This window comes from Actinocrispum wychmicini (assembly GCF_004345645.1).
GTDB lineage: Bacteria > Actinomycetota > Actinomycetes > Mycobacteriales > Pseudonocardiaceae > Kibdelosporangium > Kibdelosporangium wychmicini.
Genome location: NZ_SLWS01000006.1, coordinates 448,713 through 464,747, shown reverse-complemented (window position 1 = coordinate 464,747; position 16,035 = coordinate 448,713). Strand labels below are relative to the sequence as shown.

Below are 16,035 nucleotides of genomic sequence, written 5' to 3'. Positions count from 1 at the left end.
CGGTCTTTGTTGCGGTGGACCAGACCATCCCGAGACTCTTTCAGGTGTCGGAGTGGTCGTTCGCCAGCGGCGACGAAGAGGGTGTGCGAAGTGAATGAGTGTCCAGTCTGCCTCGGGTCAGGAATGGCACCCAATCGCAAGGACTATTGTCGAGCCTGTGGCGGTGTCGGCCAGGTCCCCAAGTGAGTGCCCGATGTGCCAGGGCGAGGGTGTGCTGCGGTGGCGGCAACCCTGCCCGGACGGGGTGCTCCGCGACCTGGAGCACCCCTGCCCCAACGGGTGCGGCGCCGAATGGCGGTACCCGTCGGCCGAGAACGGCCAGGTCATAGCCGCGGACGAGGACGAGGAGCTGCCCGCCCGACGGCGGGGTCGCGCGGACGAGGTCAATGACCTGGGCGGTGATTTCGTCGGTCGGGCCCTGGAGGCCTGGGGTTTCACCGAGTGATCAGAAACCGAAATCCTGGGTCCACAGCCAGCCGTTGGTGTCCAGACCGACGCCAATCGTGCTGTAGGCGCAGTTCAGGATGTTGCGCCGGTGTCCGGACGAGTTCATCCACGAGTTCATGACCGCGTCGGCGGACCGCTGGCCTTTGGCGATGTTCTCCGCCGCGGGCTGTTGGTAACCGGCCGCGCGGATTCGCTGGTCGAATGTCACGCCTTCGGGTGTGGTGTGGTCGAAATAGTTCCGCTGGGCCATATCGGTGCTGTGCGCCTGGGCCGCGTTGGTCAGCCGGCTGTCCACTTTCAGGGCGTCGCATCCGGCGTCCTGGCGCTCCTGGTTGACCAGCTGCACGACCTTCGCGGCCTCGCCGGCGTTCGGCGAGCTCGGCGGCGCCTGCGGCGTGGTGGCCGGCGGTGGCGGTGGTGGGGGCGGCGGAGCCGGCTGCTCGGACGTCTGCGAGGACGTGGACGCGGGTGTCGAGCTGGCCGACGAGGACGACGAGGCGCTGCTCGACGATGTGGCGCTGGTGGACGAACTGGCCCCGCCAGCCCCGGAGAGGGCCGTCGCGTCCGCTGTGGCAGTGCCCGAACCGGCCTGTCTCGCCTGGTTGTTGGCGGCGTTGTAACCCTCCACCGTGGGCACTTCGAGGCCGCGGCGCTCGGTGGTGGCCTGGTTCAGCATGGTGGCCACACCGGCGATGATGGCTCCGGCGGTCAGCGCGACCAGGCTGGCCTTGATCGTGGCGCGTCGGGGGCGCGTGTCACTCACGGTGGGGCAACGTACCACCAACGGGTGATCTTCAAACCCCTAACGGGGTACTTATTTTCGTCTTCACAGCTCAGCATGCGTGCCGGCATTCGGCGCCACTCACGGACCGCTATTTGGTGGTCGACGTGGGCGGAGTGGACACGCTGCTGCTCGTCGTCGGGTTCGAGGAGGAACTCGACGACGAACTCGATGGCGAGGAAGAGTTGCTGCTGGACGCCGGCGGGTTGCCGCCACCCCCACCGCCGGGCGGCGGTGTGTTGCCGCCACCGGGATTGCCCGGCTGCTGCGGGCCGCCGGGGGTGGGCGTGCCCGGGTGCTGCGAGTCGCGCCCCGAGACGGGTGGGTTGCTGCTCTTCGACGCGTCCGGAGGCGCGCTGCTGTCCCCGGTCTGCTGCGGGGCGGCCGAATCGCTCGTTCCCGTGCCCGACGAAGAACTCTGGTGGGAGTTGTTCACTTGGGTGACCAACGGCGGGGCGGGGCTCGGGGTGGACGCGCCGTTGGCGGTCACGGCGAAGCTGGCGAGCGCGGCACACGCCGTGGCCACACCGACCCCGGCGGCGGCGAGCAACGCGTACGGCGCCCGCCGGGCACCGGAGCGCTCGTCCGGCTCACCGGAACCGAGTTCGGAGATGTCGATGCGGTCATAGTCCCCGGCCATGTCTTCGGCCATCGAGGGGCTCCTCGTCGTCGGCTGCCACCCGGCCCCGACCGGCCGGGCGGGCGGTCACGGCCAGGAAACGTACCACCACTCTCCGGCGGCACTTCCGTTCGGCCGATCCCGCACTGCGATGATCAGGGTATGCATGAGCCTTCGGCCCGTCTTACGGCATGGGTGCGCGGCGACGTCCAGGGCGTCGGTTTCCGCTGGTGGACCCGCGGCCGGGCGCTCGCGTTGAAGCTGGTCGGCAGTGCCCGCAACATGCCCGACGGCCGGGTGGAGGTGGTCGCCGAGGGGCCGCGGGCGGCGTGCGAGCGGCTGTTGGCGGCGTTGCGCGGCGGCGAGGGCCCTGGCCAGGTCGAGACCGTGGTGGAGCGCTGGTCCGAGGCGCGTGGTGGGATGACCGGATTTTTGGAGAAGTAGTCCGGGCGGATTGAACCGGGCCGGGTGGAGGGGCGTAATAGACCGCGTGGGGAGCACCCCCGAGCAACGTGAAGCGTTGGTTCGCGAGCTCTACGACAAATACCGGCGACCGCTCATGGCATATGCCCTGCGGTCAGTTGGTGGTGACTACCAGCGGGCGGAAGACGTGGTGCAGGAGACGCTGTTGCGCGCGTGGCGCAACGCTCACACGTTGAGTGTGGATCAGGCCGGGCCGTGGCTGTACACGGTCACCCGGAACCTGATCGTCTCCGGCTACCGCCGGCAGGGCGCGCGAGTCACGGAGGTGCCGATGCCCAGCCAGGACATCCCCCGCGTCGACGACGACTTCGACAGGGTCCTGCAGAGCTGGCAGATCGCCGAGGCCATGCGCGCGCTGAGCAAGGAGCACCGCACGGTGATCGGGGAGCTGTTCTTCCGCAGGCGGACCGTTGCCGAGGCCGCGACCGTGCTCGGCATCCCGCCGGGCACGGTGAAGTCACGGTCGTTCTACGCGCTGCGCGCGTTGCGCGACGCTCTGGAGGAACGGGGGGTGACCGAGCCTTGATGTGCCGCCGAACCGTCTCGCTCGGTGCCTACTTGCTTGGCGCGCTTGACCCGACCGAACGGTCGCAGTTCGAGGACCACATCGCGAGCTGCGCGCACTGCAAGTCGGAACTCGTCCGGCTGGCGCCCCTGCCGGGGCTGCTGCAACGCCTGTCGCCGGCCGACTACCAGGCCATCGAGACCGAGGGTGACCTGCCGGACTGGCCGATCGAGCTGCCGGCCGAGATCGCGCTGGCCGGGCCGATGCCCGACATGTCCGAGCTGCCTGATCCGTCTAACTTGTCCAACCTGTCCGAACCGCCGCCTGCCCGGCCGGGCTGGCTGCGCCGGTCCCGGGCGGCCATCGTCGCCGCCGCGGCCGTCGTGTTGCTGGCCGGCGGTGGCTTCGTGGTCATGCACGACGACACGCCCGCGCCGGCGATCCAGGCGTCGCCCGTGGCGTGGACCGCGGTCGACCCCACCACCGGGGTGTTCGGCCGGGTCGAGCTGACCAAGCGCGGCTGGGGCACTGAGCTGCGCCTTTCCATGGAGGCCGTGCCGGAGGGCCGCAAGCTCTGCCACATGATCGTCTACGGCCGGGACGGCAGCAGCGAGATCGCCGGCCAGTGGGCGGCGGGCAACTACACGGCCATCAGGTCCGCGCCAGGCAGCACGTCCATCCAGCTGAGTGACATCGAACGGGTCGAGGTCGTCGCGGGTGGCGCGCTGCTTGTGGGGATCCACGCCTCCTGAGTGACTCACCCCTCGGGCTCCGTGGGTTCCTCATGCCGGCCGGGTACCCTCGGCGAGATACCGAGTCGTGACATACCCGAGAGGTCTGGCGTTCGTGCACCTCAAGAGCCTGACGCTGAAGGGCTTCAAGTCCTTCGCCTCGGCGACCACACTTCGCTTCGAACCAGGGATCACCTGTGTCGTCGGGCCGAACGGGTCCGGCAAGTCGAACGTGCTGGACGCGCTGAGCTGGGTGATGGGTGAGCAGGGCGCGAAGTCGCTGCGCGGCGGCAAGATGGAGGACGTCATCTTCGCGGGCGCCGGCCAGCGCCAGCCGCTCGGCCGCGCCGAGGTGACGCTGACCATCGACAACACCGACGGCGCCCTGCCGATCGACTACACCGAGGTGTCGATCACCCGCCGGATCTTCCGGGACGGCGCCAGCGAGTACGAGATCAACGGGTCCAGCTGCCGGCTGATGGACGTGCAGGAACTGCTGTCGGACTCCGGTATCGGCCGGGAGATGCACGTCATCGTCGGCCAGGGCCAGCTGGGCGCCATCCTGGAGTCCAAGCCGGAGGGCCGCCGGGCGTTCATCGAGGAGGCCGCGGGCGTTCTCAAGCACCGTAAGCGCAAGGAGAAGGCGCTGCGGAAGCTGGACGCGATGCAGGCCAACCTGACCCGGCTGACCGACCTGACCGCCGAGTTGCGCCGCCAGCTCAAGCCGCTGGGCAAGCAGGCGGAGATCGCCCGGCGCGCCCAGGTCGTGCAGATGGAGCTGCGGGACGCGCGGCTGCGGCTGATCGCCGACGATTTGGTGACCCAGCGTTACGAACTGGCCAAGGAAGAACAGGACGAGGCGACCGCGCGGGCCAAGCGCGGCGAGACCGAGCGGGCGTTGCAGTTCGCGCAGGCCGAGCAGAACGAACTCGAAGCGTCGCTGGCCGAGGACGCGCCCGCGCTGACCGCCGCGCAGGACGCCTGGTACCGGCTGTCCGCGTTGGCGGAACGGCTGCGCGGCACGGTCCGGTTGGCCGCCGAACGCGCCCGGCACTTGTCCGACCAGGGCGAACGGCCGTCTCAGGGGCGTGACCCCGAAGCGCTGGACGCCGAGGCGGAGGAGGCCGCCGAGCTTGAGGTCGAGCTGGCCGAAGGTGTGGAGATCGCCCGCGAGGCGCTGTCCGAGGCGTTGGCGCGCCGGTCCGAGCTGGAGAACGCGGTCGCCGCGGCGGAGAAGGCGCACCTCGCGGCGGTCCGGGCGATCGCCGACCGCCGGGAGGGCCTGGCCAGGCTCGCCGGCCAGGTGGAGGCGTTGCGCAGCAAGAACAGCGCGACCGCCGAGGAGATCGAACGGCTGTCCACCACGTTGGCCGAGGCCGAGGACCGGCTGGCGGTCGCCGCGGGCGAGCTGGTCGACACCGAGGTCGAGACCGGGGTCGAGGACTCCGACGACGAGGCGTTGCACGACCGGCACCGACACGCGGTCGCGGCCGAGGAACAGGCCAAGGCCCGGGTGAACGAGCTGGTCACGGCCGAGCGCAAGGCGGAACGGGAGATCGCCTCGTGGCGGGCCCGAGTCGACGCGCTTTCGTTGGGGCTCAACCGAAAGGACGGCGCCGGCGCGCTGCTCGCGGCCGGCCATCGGCTGCCTGGACTGCTCGGGTCGGTCGCCGCGCTGCTCACCGTTTCGCCCGGTGCCGAGGTGGCGATGGCCGCCGCGCTCGGGCCGATCGCGGACGCGGTGGCGGTCGCCGGCGGCGACGACGCGGTGACCGCGCTGTCTTTGTTGCGGGACAACGACGCCGGCCGGGCCGGTCTGCTGATCGGCTCCCTCGGGTCCACTGTGGACCGATCGGGCTGGCCGGGGTTGCCGCCCGGGGCGTCGTGGGCGGCCGACCGGGTTCGCTGCCCGGACGCGCTGCGGCCCGCCCTCGACCGAGCCCTCGACCGGGTCGTGGTGGTCGAAAACCTGGCCGCGGCAAGGCAAATCGTGGCGATGGACCCGTCGCTGCGGGCCGTCACGACCGACGGCGACCTACTCGGCGCGGACTGGGCCGTGGGCGGTTCGGGCCGCAGCGAGAGCGTGATCGAGGTGCAGGCCGCGGTCGACGAGGCCAACGACCAGCTCGTGATGGTCGAGCGAGGACTGGCGGAATCCGTTGGGGCGCTTGCGGGTGCGCGCGCCGAGCAGGAGGCGCGGCGGGAGGAGGTCAACGCCGCCAAGGAGGCGTTGAGCGAGGCCAAGGTCCGCAAGGCCCGCTCCGGTGAGCGGATCGCGCGGATGCGTCAGGCCGCCAAGACCGCCGAAGCCGAAGTGGAACGCGTCCGGATCCAGCGGGCCAAGATCGAGCAGGCCCGTGAGGAGCAGCTCACCAAGCTCGCCGAACTGGAAGAACGCCTGGTCGGCGCCCAGGAACAGCCGCTGGACGACGAACCCGACTCGCGCGTGCGCGACGAAGCCGTGGCGTCCCTGAACACCGCGCGCCAGCAGGAAATGGACACACGTCTCGCGTTGCGTACCGCTGAGGAGCGCGCACGGGCCGTCGCGGGTAAGGCGGAGGGGCTGCGGCGCGCGGCGCGTCAGGAACGTGAAGCGCGCGAACGGTTCGAGCGGGCGCGGGAAGCCCGTCAGCGCGGCAAGCTCGTGGCCGACGCGGTGGTTCGTGGCGGCGAGTACGCCATCGAACGCATCGACGTGTCGCTGAGCCGGGCCGCCACGGTCCGTGACGAGGTGGCGTCCCGACGGTCGCACCGGGAGTCGGCGTTGCTGGAGGTTCGCGGACGTGTCCGGGAACTGTCCAACGAACTGGAGAAGCTCACCGACGCCGTGCACCGCGACGAGGTGCTGCGGGCCGAACAGCGGCTGCGGATCGAGCAGCTGGAGACCAAGATCGCCGAGGACTTCGGGATGGGCCTGGACGATCTGGTGGCCGAGTACGGCCCGGACCGCCTGGTTCCCGCGCCCCCCAACGAGATCGCCGAGTACGAGGCGGCGAAGGAACGCGGCGAGGACGTGATCCGGCCGCCGTCGTCACCGTACGACCGCGACACCCAGCAGCGCCGCGCCAAGAAAGCCGAGCGGGACCTGTCCCTGCTGGGCAAGGTGAACCCGTTGGCCCTGGAGGAGTTCGCCGCGCTGGAGGAACGCTACAAGTTCCTGTCCACCCAACTGGAGGACCTCAAAGCCACCCGCCGCGACCTGCTCACGGTCGTGAAGGAGGTGGACGACAAGATCCTGGAGGTCTTCACGTCCGCCTACGAGGACGTGGCCCGCGAGTTCGAGATCGTCTTCAACACCCTGTTCCCGGGCGGCGAGGGCCGGATGATCCTGACCGAGCCGAACGACATGCTCGTCACCGGCGTCGACGTGGAAGCCCGCCCGCCAGGCAAGAAGATCAAGCGCCTGTCCCTGCTGTCCGGCGGCGAGAAGTCCCTGGTGGCGGTGGCCATGCTGGTGGCGATCTTCCGGGCCCGCCCCTCGCCCTTCTACGTGATGGACGAGGTCGAGGCGGCACTGGACGACACCAACATGCGCCGCCTGATCGGCCTGCTCCAAGAGCTGCGCGCGACCTCCCAGCTGATCATCATCACGCACCAGAAGCCGACCATGGAGATCGCGGACGCCCTCTACGGCGTGAGCATGCGCGGCGACGGCGTCACCCAGGTGATTTCGCAGCGCCTGAGCAAAGAGGTCTAACGGTCCTCTTCCAGCAACAGTCGCGCGTAGTTCGCCATCGAGCGCTGATAGCGCGGAAGGTGCTTGGCCAGTGCGCCAACTGCGATCGACACGGCTTCGCGTTCCCGCCCGACATCCGTCAACGCCAAGGCGAGCACCACTTTCACGGCGTCGTCGAGGTGGTCGTTGGCCACGGTCACCTCGTGTTCCAACAACTCGACGCTTTCCGCGGAACGGCCGAGGTTCCTGAGTGAGCTGGCCATCTGGATCACCGCCCGCCGCCGCCGTTCCCCGGTCAGACCTTGGTCGAGCGCTTGCCGGTACATCGGCACCGCGAGGTCCGAATGGCCCGTCGAGTCGAGTGACGCGGCGCGTTCGAATGTCCTGATCGGATCGCCGTCGGGCAGTTCGGCCGTGACCCGCTCGATCAACGCGACGAACTCCGCCTCGGCGTGGTCGTCGATCGACGCCCATGCGTCCGCCAGTCGCTGTTCCCAGGTCACAGTGGGTTTCTCCCTTGCGCGTTGGCACCGTCCTACGCATTATTCCGGGGCGGCACGAAGTACGTGAACATCTTGGTGGGGTCGATCCGGGCGTAGGGCGCGCCCGCTCCCCATTCGTCCCACCAAGCCGCTCCGTAGGTTTCCACGATGTAGTCCCGTAGGCCTCGTTGGTCGGGGGCGGCCGTGTCGATCTGTACCGCGACTCCGTGCACGGTGATCGCCAGCTCCTCGCCGGCGGTCACCGTGCCGCTCACCTGTGGCCGCTGGCGGATGTGCCGGAACTTCATCGACTCCGGGGACGAGCCGAAGTAGAAGTGGCCGCGGTAGAACAAGCTGTCGACCGGGCTCACCCTGGGTTCGGCCCGCGCGGTCACGGTCGCCAGGTGCAGCACCCGGACGCCCTTTGTGTGGGAGACCACGCCGGCCGCGTCCAGCCGCCGCTCCGGGGTGGTGATCGATCGTAGGTGGGTACCCGCTCCCGCGTAGCTCTCATCGAGGAGCCGCTGGAGTTCCTCCAGGTCATGGTGGGTCTCGTACATGACCACGATAATACATGAATCTTCATTCATTAATAGGTAAACCAGTCGCGCGCGGGCGAACAGAAGTTCAGGATTCGGTCATGACAAAGATCCGTCCGGCTACGCGCGCCGACATTCCGGCCGTCGCAGAGCTGGTCGCGCGTTTGCAGGCAGACCCAGCTCATCACATCGGCTTCCACGGCATGACTGTCGCCGAGATCACCGACGAGATATCCGGGTTCCGGCCCGACTGGCATTCCGGGGCCGCGGTCGCGGTCGGGTCGAGCGGCGCGTTGCGGGGTGTGCTGAGTGCCGACGTGAACGCGGAGTTGGGGCGCGGCTGGCTGTACGGGCCGTTCGTGGACGTACCCAGTGGCCATCCGGCGGCTCCACAGGCATGGGACACCAACGCGGACAACCTTTTCGACTGCGTCCGGGAGCTGCCCAAGCTCGCCGGCGTCGAGGATCTCGACCTGTTCGGGCACGTCCAGCACCGGCAGCTCGCGGACTTCGCCCGGCGGCACGGGTTCGCCGCCACCCGGCCGACCAAGCTGTTCGTTCTGGCCGGAGCCGAGCTGAGATCACTGCTCACCCAGGACGTGGACAAGGTGGAACTGCTCGACCCCGGCCTGCACGCGCAGGTCGGCGCCCTGTACGAACAAGCCTTCGCCGACCGGACCAGATCCACCAGGCAGCTGCTCGACGGCGACCACACCGTGGTGGTACTCCGGCAGGGCGAAGGCAGGCTCGCCGGGTTCGCCGCGGGATACGCGCGGCACAACGAGTATCTGGTCGACTATGTGGCCGTCGAACCGGACATGCGATGTGTCGGCGTCGGTGGAATGGTCGTCCGCGGCCTGTTACGCGAGCTGGACGCACGCAACGGGGCCAAACGCCAGGCCGTCGCCGTGGTGGACGACGACAATCTCGCGTCAGCGGGGATGTTCGGCCGGCTCGGCTTCCAGGTCGGGCCCCAGCTCGTGAGCTACCGGCGAAAACCCTAATTCCTGTCGACACCCTGTCGATCCGCCGCGGGTGATGAACCTCAGCGTGACCAGTGGCGTACGAAGGGGCATGGGCCGTTTCAAGCGACACTGGAAGCTCTGGCTGGTCGGCGGGATCGTACTGGTGGCCGGCGGGTTCTTCGGCGTGCCATGGTTCTACATCCACGTCCTGAGCGCCGCGCCCGCCCAGGAACTGGCGTTGAACAACACCGCTCAGGGCTCCGGGGAGGCGGTCCTCCTCGACGGGACATGGGCGGTCGCCGACGGGTCGCAGGCCGGATACCGGGTCAAGGAGATCCTGTTCGGCCAGGACACCACCGCGGTCGGCCGGACCGGCAAGGTCACCGGCACGGTCGCGATCGCCGGCACGAAGATCACCGGCGGCACGGTCACGGTGGACATGGCGTCCGTCAAGTCCGACAAGAGCGGCCGGGATGAAACGTTTCGAGACGAGCTGCTGTCGGTGGCCCAGTTCCCCACGGCGACATTCGCGCTGACCGCGCCGGTCGACTTCGGCACCGTGCCGTCGACCGGGCAGACCGTGACCGTCAAGGTGCCCGGCCAGTTCACCCTGCACGGCAAGACCAATTCGGTGACCGTGGACCTGACCGTGCAGCGCGGCAACGACACCTTGCAGGCACAGACCAAGATCCCGGTGGCGTTCGCGGACTACGGGATCTCGAAGCCGAACATCCCCGGCATCACCACCGAGGACCACGGCGACGTCGAGGTGCTGCTGACGCTCAGGAAGGGCCAGTGATCGCGGCGACCGCCAGCCGGGTCAGCTCCTCGCACAGGTCGTCCAGCGGCGTGTTGCGGTCGTGCATGGACCAGTAGTAGACGAGTTCGTTCACCGCGCCGATGAACGCGACCGCGGTGAGGTGGAAGTCCCGGGCGCCGGCCTCGCCGCGGTCGACCGCGCGGTTGGCCTCCTGGACCAGGAACTCGACGATCCGCTCCCGCCACATCAGCCGGTGTTGCTCCACGGCCGCGCTGACCCCGACCACTTCCACGTACGCCAGCCGTGTCCACTTCGGATCACCCGACGTGGTGGTGATGTACGCGCGGACCATCCGGCCGATCCGTTCGGCCAGCGGCTTCTCCTCGTAGCCGACGAGTGCGGCGAAGGCGCTCTGCAGGGCCAACTGGGTGATCCGTTCGTGCAACGCGATGAGCAACGCCTCCCGGCCCGGGAACTCCTCGTAGAAGTTCCGCGTCGAGACGCTCGCGGTCGCGCACAGCCGCTCGATGGACGTGGCCGCGTAGCCCTCCGAACCGAACAGCTCCAGACCGGCCTCCATCAGCCGCTCGTGCCGTTCGGCCCTGCGCTGCGCGTCCGACCTGCCGCCGTAGTGCCGACGCGGTGCCCGCGTGCTCGTCATCGCCCCACAATAGGCGCCTCACCTGACAAGTGGGTGGGGATCCGGGGACCCCCACCCGGCGGGGGACCTACGCGACCTTGGCGACGGCTTCCTCCTCGGCCGCCTCCTCGGGCGGCGGCGGGCTCGGGTGCCGCAACGACATCAGGCCGCCCACCACCAACGTGATCAGCACCCCGAGCAGCGGGTACCACGGGAAGGCCAGTGCCACGTTGTCCCCGGCCGCCTTGGAGAAGTCCACGCCGATGAACGCGCCGGTGGTCTTGGAGAACTTCAGGCCGAGGATGACGAACGCCATGACCGCGACCGTGGCGACGAACGCGACGATCGCGTCGGCCTGACGTGCCCTGCGGACGACCAGGCCGAGCACGAACGCGCCAAGCAGCGCGCCGTAGGTGTAGCCGACGATCGCCAGGCCGAGTTCGATCACCGAGTTCTTGGTGCTGGAGAACATCGACGCGAAGACCGCGAACACCACCGCCCACACGAGTGTCCACACGCGACCGTGCCGGAGCAGCTTGGAGTCGCTGGCGTTCCGTTTCGTGAACTTCTGGTACAGGTCGGCGACCGTGGACGTGGACAGCGCGTTGAGCGCCGACGCCAACGCGCCCATCGTGGACGCGAGCACCCCGGCGATGAGCAGGCCGGAGATGCCCACCGGCAGGTCGTCGATGATGAACCTGGAGAACACGTCGTCCGCGCTCTGCATCCCCAACTGGGTCACGGTCTTGCGGCCGTCGAAGACCCACAGCATCGCGCCGACCACCAGGAACAGCGTGAACTGGACGAACACGATGATCCCGCTGCCGATCAGGGCCTTCTGCCCGTCGCGCAGGCTCTTGGTGGCCAGCAGGCGCTGCGCGATCAGCTGGTCGGAGCCGTGCGACGCCATCGAGAACACCGCGCCGCCGACGATGCCGGTGATCAACATGTACGGCGACGTCCAGATGTGCAGGCTGAGATTCCAGAGGTCGAGCTTGCCGTCCGCGCGCGCCATCGACAGCCAGCCGTCCGGCAGCTTGTTGGCCAGCACGATGATCGCGGCGATCGCCCCGCCGAGGTACAGCGACAGCTGGATGACGTCCACCCAGACCACCGCCTTGATCCCGCCGACGTACGCGTACAGCAGGGTGAGCGCGGTCAGGATGACCACGATCGCCGGGTAGCTCATGCTCACCCCGAAATGATCGAGAATGATCTTGATCGGGATGGCGCCGGCGAACAGGCGGACACCTTCGGCGAGCAGCCTGGTGACGATGAACGTGAGCGATGCCGTGCCCTGCAGGCCCTTGCCGAACCGTTTGCCGAGGAACCCGTACGCGCTGACCATGTTGCCCTTGAAGTACTGCGGCAGCAGCACGAACGCGGCGATGGTGCGGCCGACGATGTAGCCGAGCGCGAGCGACAGGAACGTGAAGGCGTTGCCGAACACCAGACCTGGCGTGCTGATCACGGTCAGCGTGGACGTCTCCGTGGCCACCACGGACAGCGTCACAGCGAACCACGGCAGGCTTCGTTCGCCGACGAAGTAGTCCGAAGCGGACTTCTGCTTGCGGCCGACGAGCACACCGATCAACGGCATCGCCGCTAAGTAGATGATGATGATCGCTATATCAAGTGTCCGCACGGGCCCCTCCAGTTGCCACTTCCATCTTGGTCACGTTCGTCGTCGCCGGTTCGGGCAGCCGCAGCGGACCATGCCCGGGCGTGATGCTGCCGAGCAGGCGGGGCCCGCGGGCGCCGGTCGGCGGGTCGGCCGGAATCCCGTGCCACGTCAGGAAACCGAGCAGCGCGGTCAGGTACGCCTCCTTGGCGTCACTGGGGATGCCGAGGCTGTCACTGGTGACCAGGTCGACGTCGAGCCGGGTGGCGAGCGCGGCCATCAGCGCCGGGTTGCGGACCCCGCCGCCGGACGCGACGACCCGCGCCGCATCGTGCCGCACGCACGCGTTCGCGATGGTGCACGCGGTCAGTTCGACCAGGGTCGCCAACAGGTCCGGACCGTCCACGGGGGGCACCCGGCCGAGGGCCTCGCCCAGGTATTCGGCGTTGAAGTGCTCCTTGCCGGTGGACTTCGGCGGGAGCTGGGCGTAGTACGGGTCGGCCAGCAGCACGTCGAGCAGGTCCTGGCGGACGGTCCCGGCCTTCGCCAACGCGCCGTCCTCGTCGTACGGCTTGCCCGTGACCATGTCCGCGGCGAGGTCCAGCAAGGCGTTGCCGGGGCCGGTGTCGTACGCCTGGCTGTCGACGACCGAGGTGATGTTCGCGATCCCACCGATGTTGAGCGCGATGCCGTCGCCCAGCCAGAGCTGGTCGAACAGGCCGGCGAGGGGAGCGCCGTGGCCGCCCGCGGCGACGTCCCGGGCGCGCAGGTCGGAGACCACGGGTAGGCCGGTCCGTTCCGCGATCCACGCCGGCTGTCCCAGTTGCAGCGTGCCCAAGCAGGTCGTGCCGTCCACCCAGTGGTAGACGGTCTGGCCGAGAGACGCGACCAGGTCCGCGTCCGGGGCGATCTCGGTGAGCGCAGTGCCGGCGGCGGTCGCGAACGCCTGGCCGATCCAGGTGTCGAGCTTGCACATCTGCTCGGCCGTGGCCGGCCGTGGCGGGAGCGCGGCGAGGACTTCCTGCCGGACGTCCGTGGGGTAAGCGACCTCGGTGTGTCCCAAGGGGACCAGGTGGACTGTGTCACGGTCGAGCCACAGGTCGGCGACGGCCACGTCGATGGCGTCCACCGACGTGCCCGAAATGAGGCCAATGACCCGAGTCGAACTCATAAAGGTGTGGTCTATTCCACACAGCGGCGTTACGCAACACCTGAGGTGAATTCTTGACCTAACCGATTCGAATACGGTTGAAGCTTGTCCGTTCCGCGGGTGGGAGGATGTGGCGGTGTCCACCACTCTGATCGTGATCCTCGTGGCCGTTCTGGTCGTGTTGGCCGTCGCGCTGACCACCGGCGTCGTGCTGGCGCGCCGCCGTCGCGTGCGCCTCACCGACTCGAAGACGGGCGAGGAGCTGCCCAAGGGCGGCGGCTACCAGGCGGGTGGCGGCATCAGCCTGGCCCCGGGCGGGGCCCCTGAGCATCCGGCGGGGGAACGTACCGAGGTCGACGGCCAGCCCGGCGTCGGCGACGACGCGGCGGTGCCCCGCGACTCGGAGAAGCGGGACATCGTCGACATTCCGCTCCCGGAGTCGATTCAGCCCGAGCCGGAGCCCGAGCCGATCGACCCGACCTCGGGGCGTCTGGAGCGGTTGCGTGGCCGGTTGGCGCGGTCCCGGTCGGCGTTCGGCCAGAGCCTGCTGGGCCTGCTGGGCGGCGGCGACCTGGACGAGGACTCCTGGACCGAGGTGGAGGACACCCTGCTCATGGCGGACCTCGGGACCGCCACCACGTTGGAGATCATCGAGAAGCTGCGTGACCAGATCTCGTCCCGCGGTGTGCGAAGCGCGGACGACGCGCGCGCGGTGCTGCGCGCGGTGTTGGTCGACGCGCTTCACCCGTCGATGGACCGCGCGGTCCGCGCCCTCCCGCACGGCGAAGGCGACGCCAGGGTGCCGGCCGTCGTGCTGATCGCCGGCGTGAACGGGACCGGCAAGACCACCACCACAGGCAAACTCGCCCGAGTGCTCGTCGCCGACGGCCGAACCGTCCTGCTGGGCGCGGCCGACACCTTCCGTGCGGCGGCCGCCGAACAACTCGCCACCTGGGCCGGCCGAGTCGGCGCCGAAGTCGTCCGCGGCAAGGAAGGCGCCGACCCGGCGGCCGTCGCCTTCGACGCAGTGAAGCGTGGCATCGAAGCCAAAGTCGACGCGGTCCTGGTGGACACGGCCGGTCGTCTGCACACCAAGGCCGGCCTGATGGACGAACTCGGCAAGGTGAAACGAGTGGTGGAGAAGCAGACCAAGGTCGACGAGGTCCTCCTGGTCCTGGACGCCACCACCGGACAGAACGGCCTCACCCAGGCCCGCGTGTTCAGCGACGTCGTCGACGTCACCGGCGTCGTGCTGACCAAACTGGACGGCACGGCCAAGGGCGGCATCGTGTTCCAGGTGCAGCGTGAGCTCGGCGTGCCGGTGAAACTGGTCGGCCTCGGCGAAGGCGCCGACGACCTCGCCCCCTTCGAACCCGGCGCCTTCGTCGACGCGCTCCTCGGCGTCAACCAGTGACAGCGGCGGTTCCGGGAATCCGGCGGGTCCAGTAACGCCAGCCGGCCTGGAGTTGGCTGTCCGCCCAGACGAATCGGCCTTTCTCCACGGCTTCCTCGTCGTCGGTCCAGTGCTGGAGCTCGCCGGCGGCTTGGGCGGTCAGCTGGATCTCGCACGCGCGGCTGAGAAGGATCGTGGTCATCACCGCGTGCGCCACATCCGTGCCGACGGCCACCAGACCGTGTTGCGGCATCAGGCAGGCGCGCGCTTGGCCCAGGTCGTCGGCTAACGCGCGGCCGAGTTCCGCTGTGCGTACGAGGTTGGCGGTAGCTGTGTAGCGCGGGAGGCCGTGTTCGGCGAAGACCGTCGCGTCGTGACTCAGCGGGCGCAAAGGGACTCCGAGCGCGCTGAAGGCGTTCACAGAGGACGCGTGGGTGTGGATGGTGACCGTCACCTCCGGGCGGGCTTTCATGATCTCGGTGTGGATCGGGTACTCGATGTGGACCTTGCCGTGCGGCGACGTGCCGTCCCAGTGCACCAGGACCACCCGGTCCGGCTCGACCTCGTCCAGGCCCCACCCGGGAGCCTTCATCCACACGCCGCGCCCGTCCGGGTCACGGACCGCGAGGTGGCCCCACACCATGTCGTTGTGCCCTGCCTCGGCCAGCACCAGGCTTCCGGTCACCACAGTGGAAACAGCGTCCATCAATGCGCCTCCTTGATCGTTTTCGACGCTACCGAAATGTACGTACACCGACGAATCTTTAGCAAGGGATACCTATCTGTGGTTGGTCCGTTCGGGTGATCGGTGGCCGGCATGTGCCGGGCGGGAACAATGCTCTTTGCGGGCCCGTTGATCGAGGCATACATGGACCTCGGGTTCGAGCCTGTCGAAGGATGTGAATGTCCGTGGATCCCCATTACGCGGAGCTGGCCGGCACCTCGCACGATTTGGGCACCTGGGCCGCGCATGCCTCCGGGATGTCAGGTGGCGACGAGATTTCCATGTGCCTCAAGGCCATGGCGACGTTGCACAACATGTACATGGCGGACTATGTGCACCAGTCGGCTGCTTTCCTGGTCGGCGACCAGGACGTTTTTCTCGACGACCAGACGACCGCGCCCGCGATACTCGGCGGCTCGGCCGGTCGCGCGAACAAGGCGAGTCCCTCGGCCGGAGAAAGCAATGTGTTCGAGGACGACCAAATTGTTCCGCCGTCGGTCATTGAATAGCTTTTCTTGA

17 protein-coding genes are annotated in these 16,035 nt (G+C 68.8%); 10 read left to right on the top strand and 7 right to left on the bottom strand.

Features of this window, described 5'->3' with window-relative positions:
• Nucleotides 1-193: 193 nt before the first annotated feature.
• Entirely contained in the window at nucleotides 194-445 is a 252-nt protein-coding gene (locus EV192_RS28400) for a hypothetical protein (protein ID WP_132120693.1), read from the top strand.
• On the opposite strand, the gene EV192_RS28395 is transcribed toward EV192_RS28400, so the two are convergent.
• Nucleotides 446-1,210, bottom strand: a complete 765-nt coding sequence (locus EV192_RS28395; RefSeq protein WP_243727121.1) for a CAP domain-containing protein — start codon at nucleotides 1,208-1,210, stop codon at nucleotides 446-448.
• Between the two features lie 125 nt (nucleotides 1,211-1,335).
• Here EV192_RS28395 and EV192_RS28390 point away from each other — a divergent pair, with 125 nt between their 5' ends.
• The 5 genes from EV192_RS28390 to smc all read left to right on the top strand — a co-directional run bounded on the left by EV192_RS28390 (nucleotide 1,336) and on the right by smc (nucleotide 7,263).
• Nucleotides 1,336-1,857 carry a hypothetical protein gene (locus tag EV192_RS28390; RefSeq protein ID WP_132120691.1) on the top strand — a complete coding sequence of 174 codons (522 nt, stop codon included), beginning with the start codon at nucleotides 1,336-1,338 and terminating at the stop codon, nucleotides 1,855-1,857.
• Between the two features lie 152 nt (nucleotides 1,858-2,009).
• Nucleotides 2,010-2,291: an acylphosphatase gene (locus EV192_RS28385; protein ID WP_132120689.1), complete on the top strand. Its 282-nt coding sequence runs from the start codon at nucleotides 2,010-2,012 to the stop codon at nucleotides 2,289-2,291.
• A gap of 46 nt (nucleotides 2,292-2,337) precedes the next feature.
• The gene (locus tag EV192_RS28380) at nucleotides 2,338-2,856 is read left to right on the top strand and encodes a sigma-70 family RNA polymerase sigma factor (protein WP_132120687.1); all 519 of its coding nucleotides are present in this window, start codon (nucleotides 2,338-2,340) and stop codon (nucleotides 2,854-2,856) included.
• Nucleotides 2,856-3,587, top strand: coding sequence for an anti-sigma factor family protein (locus tag EV192_RS28375; protein ID WP_132120685.1), 732 nt, complete (start codon nucleotides 2,856-2,858; stop codon nucleotides 3,585-3,587). Before EV192_RS28380 ends, EV192_RS28375 begins: the two co-directional genes overlap by 1 nt.
• Nucleotides 3,588-3,681: 94 nt before the next feature.
• Nucleotides 3,682-7,263 (top strand): chromosome segregation protein SMC, encoded by a 3,582-nt coding sequence (smc, locus tag EV192_RS28370; RefSeq protein ID WP_132121488.1) that lies wholly within the window; start codon nucleotides 3,682-3,684, stop codon nucleotides 7,261-7,263.
• Here smc and EV192_RS28365 read toward each other — a convergent pair.
• Both EV192_RS28365 and EV192_RS28360 read right to left on the bottom strand, forming a co-directional pair.
• Complete coding sequence (locus EV192_RS28365; RefSeq protein WP_132120683.1) at nucleotides 7,260-7,745, bottom strand: tetratricopeptide repeat protein; 486 nt, start codon at nucleotides 7,743-7,745, stop codon at nucleotides 7,260-7,262. The genes smc and EV192_RS28365 overlap by 4 nt on opposite strands.
• A gap of 32 nt (nucleotides 7,746-7,777) precedes the next feature.
• The gene (locus tag EV192_RS28360) at nucleotides 7,778-8,284 is read right to left on the bottom strand and encodes a pyridoxamine 5'-phosphate oxidase family protein (RefSeq protein WP_132120681.1); all 507 of its coding nucleotides are present in this window, start codon (nucleotides 8,282-8,284) and stop codon (nucleotides 7,778-7,780) included.
• An 80-nt stretch (nucleotides 8,285-8,364) separates the two neighbouring features.
• Here EV192_RS28360 and EV192_RS28355 point away from each other — a divergent pair, with 80 nt between their 5' ends.
• Nucleotides 8,365-9,267 (top strand): GNAT family N-acetyltransferase, encoded by a 903-nt coding sequence (locus EV192_RS28355; protein WP_132120679.1) that lies wholly within the window; start codon nucleotides 8,365-8,367, stop codon nucleotides 9,265-9,267.
• A 70-nt stretch (nucleotides 9,268-9,337) separates the two neighbouring features.
• Complete coding sequence (locus EV192_RS28350) at nucleotides 9,338-10,027, top strand: YceI family protein (RefSeq protein ID WP_165960646.1); 690 nt, start codon at nucleotides 9,338-9,340, stop codon at nucleotides 10,025-10,027.
• Here the strand turns inward: EV192_RS28350 and EV192_RS28345 are convergent.
• The 3 genes from EV192_RS28345 to EV192_RS28335 form a co-directional block, all read right to left on the bottom strand.
• Nucleotides 10,011-10,649 carry a TetR/AcrR family transcriptional regulator gene (locus EV192_RS28345; protein WP_132120674.1) on the bottom strand — a complete coding sequence of 213 codons (639 nt, stop codon included), beginning with the start codon at nucleotides 10,647-10,649 and terminating at the stop codon, nucleotides 10,011-10,013. The genes EV192_RS28350 and EV192_RS28345 overlap by 17 nt on opposite strands.
• Before the next feature lie 67 nt (nucleotides 10,650-10,716).
• The gene (locus EV192_RS28340) at nucleotides 10,717-12,273 is read right to left on the bottom strand and encodes a sodium:solute symporter (RefSeq protein ID WP_132120672.1); all 1,557 of its coding nucleotides are present in this window, start codon (nucleotides 12,271-12,273) and stop codon (nucleotides 10,717-10,719) included.
• Nucleotides 12,260-13,420 carry an anhydro-N-acetylmuramic acid kinase gene (locus tag EV192_RS28335; RefSeq protein WP_132120670.1) on the bottom strand — a complete coding sequence of 387 codons (1,161 nt, stop codon included), beginning with the start codon at nucleotides 13,418-13,420 and terminating at the stop codon, nucleotides 12,260-12,262. Before EV192_RS28335 ends, EV192_RS28340 begins: the two co-directional genes overlap by 14 nt.
• Nucleotides 13,421-13,535: 115 nt before the next feature.
• On the opposite strand from EV192_RS28335, the gene ftsY reads away from it, so the two are divergent.
• Nucleotides 13,536-14,813 (top strand): signal recognition particle-docking protein FtsY, encoded by a 1,278-nt coding sequence (gene ftsY, locus EV192_RS28330; RefSeq protein WP_132120668.1) that lies wholly within the window; start codon nucleotides 13,536-13,538, stop codon nucleotides 14,811-14,813.
• On the opposite strand, the gene EV192_RS28325 is transcribed toward ftsY, so the two are convergent.
• A complete protein-coding gene (locus EV192_RS28325; protein WP_132120666.1) occupies nucleotides 14,803-15,498 on the bottom strand; it encodes a class II aldolase/adducin family protein in 696 nt (231 codons plus the stop codon). The genes ftsY and EV192_RS28325 overlap by 11 nt on opposite strands.
• Before the next feature lie 203 nt (nucleotides 15,499-15,701).
• On the opposite strand from EV192_RS28325, the gene EV192_RS28320 reads away from it, so the two are divergent.
• A complete protein-coding gene (locus EV192_RS28320) occupies nucleotides 15,702-16,025 on the top strand; it encodes a hypothetical protein (RefSeq protein WP_132120664.1) in 324 nt (107 codons plus the stop codon).
• Nucleotides 16,026-16,035 lie beyond the last annotated feature (10 nt).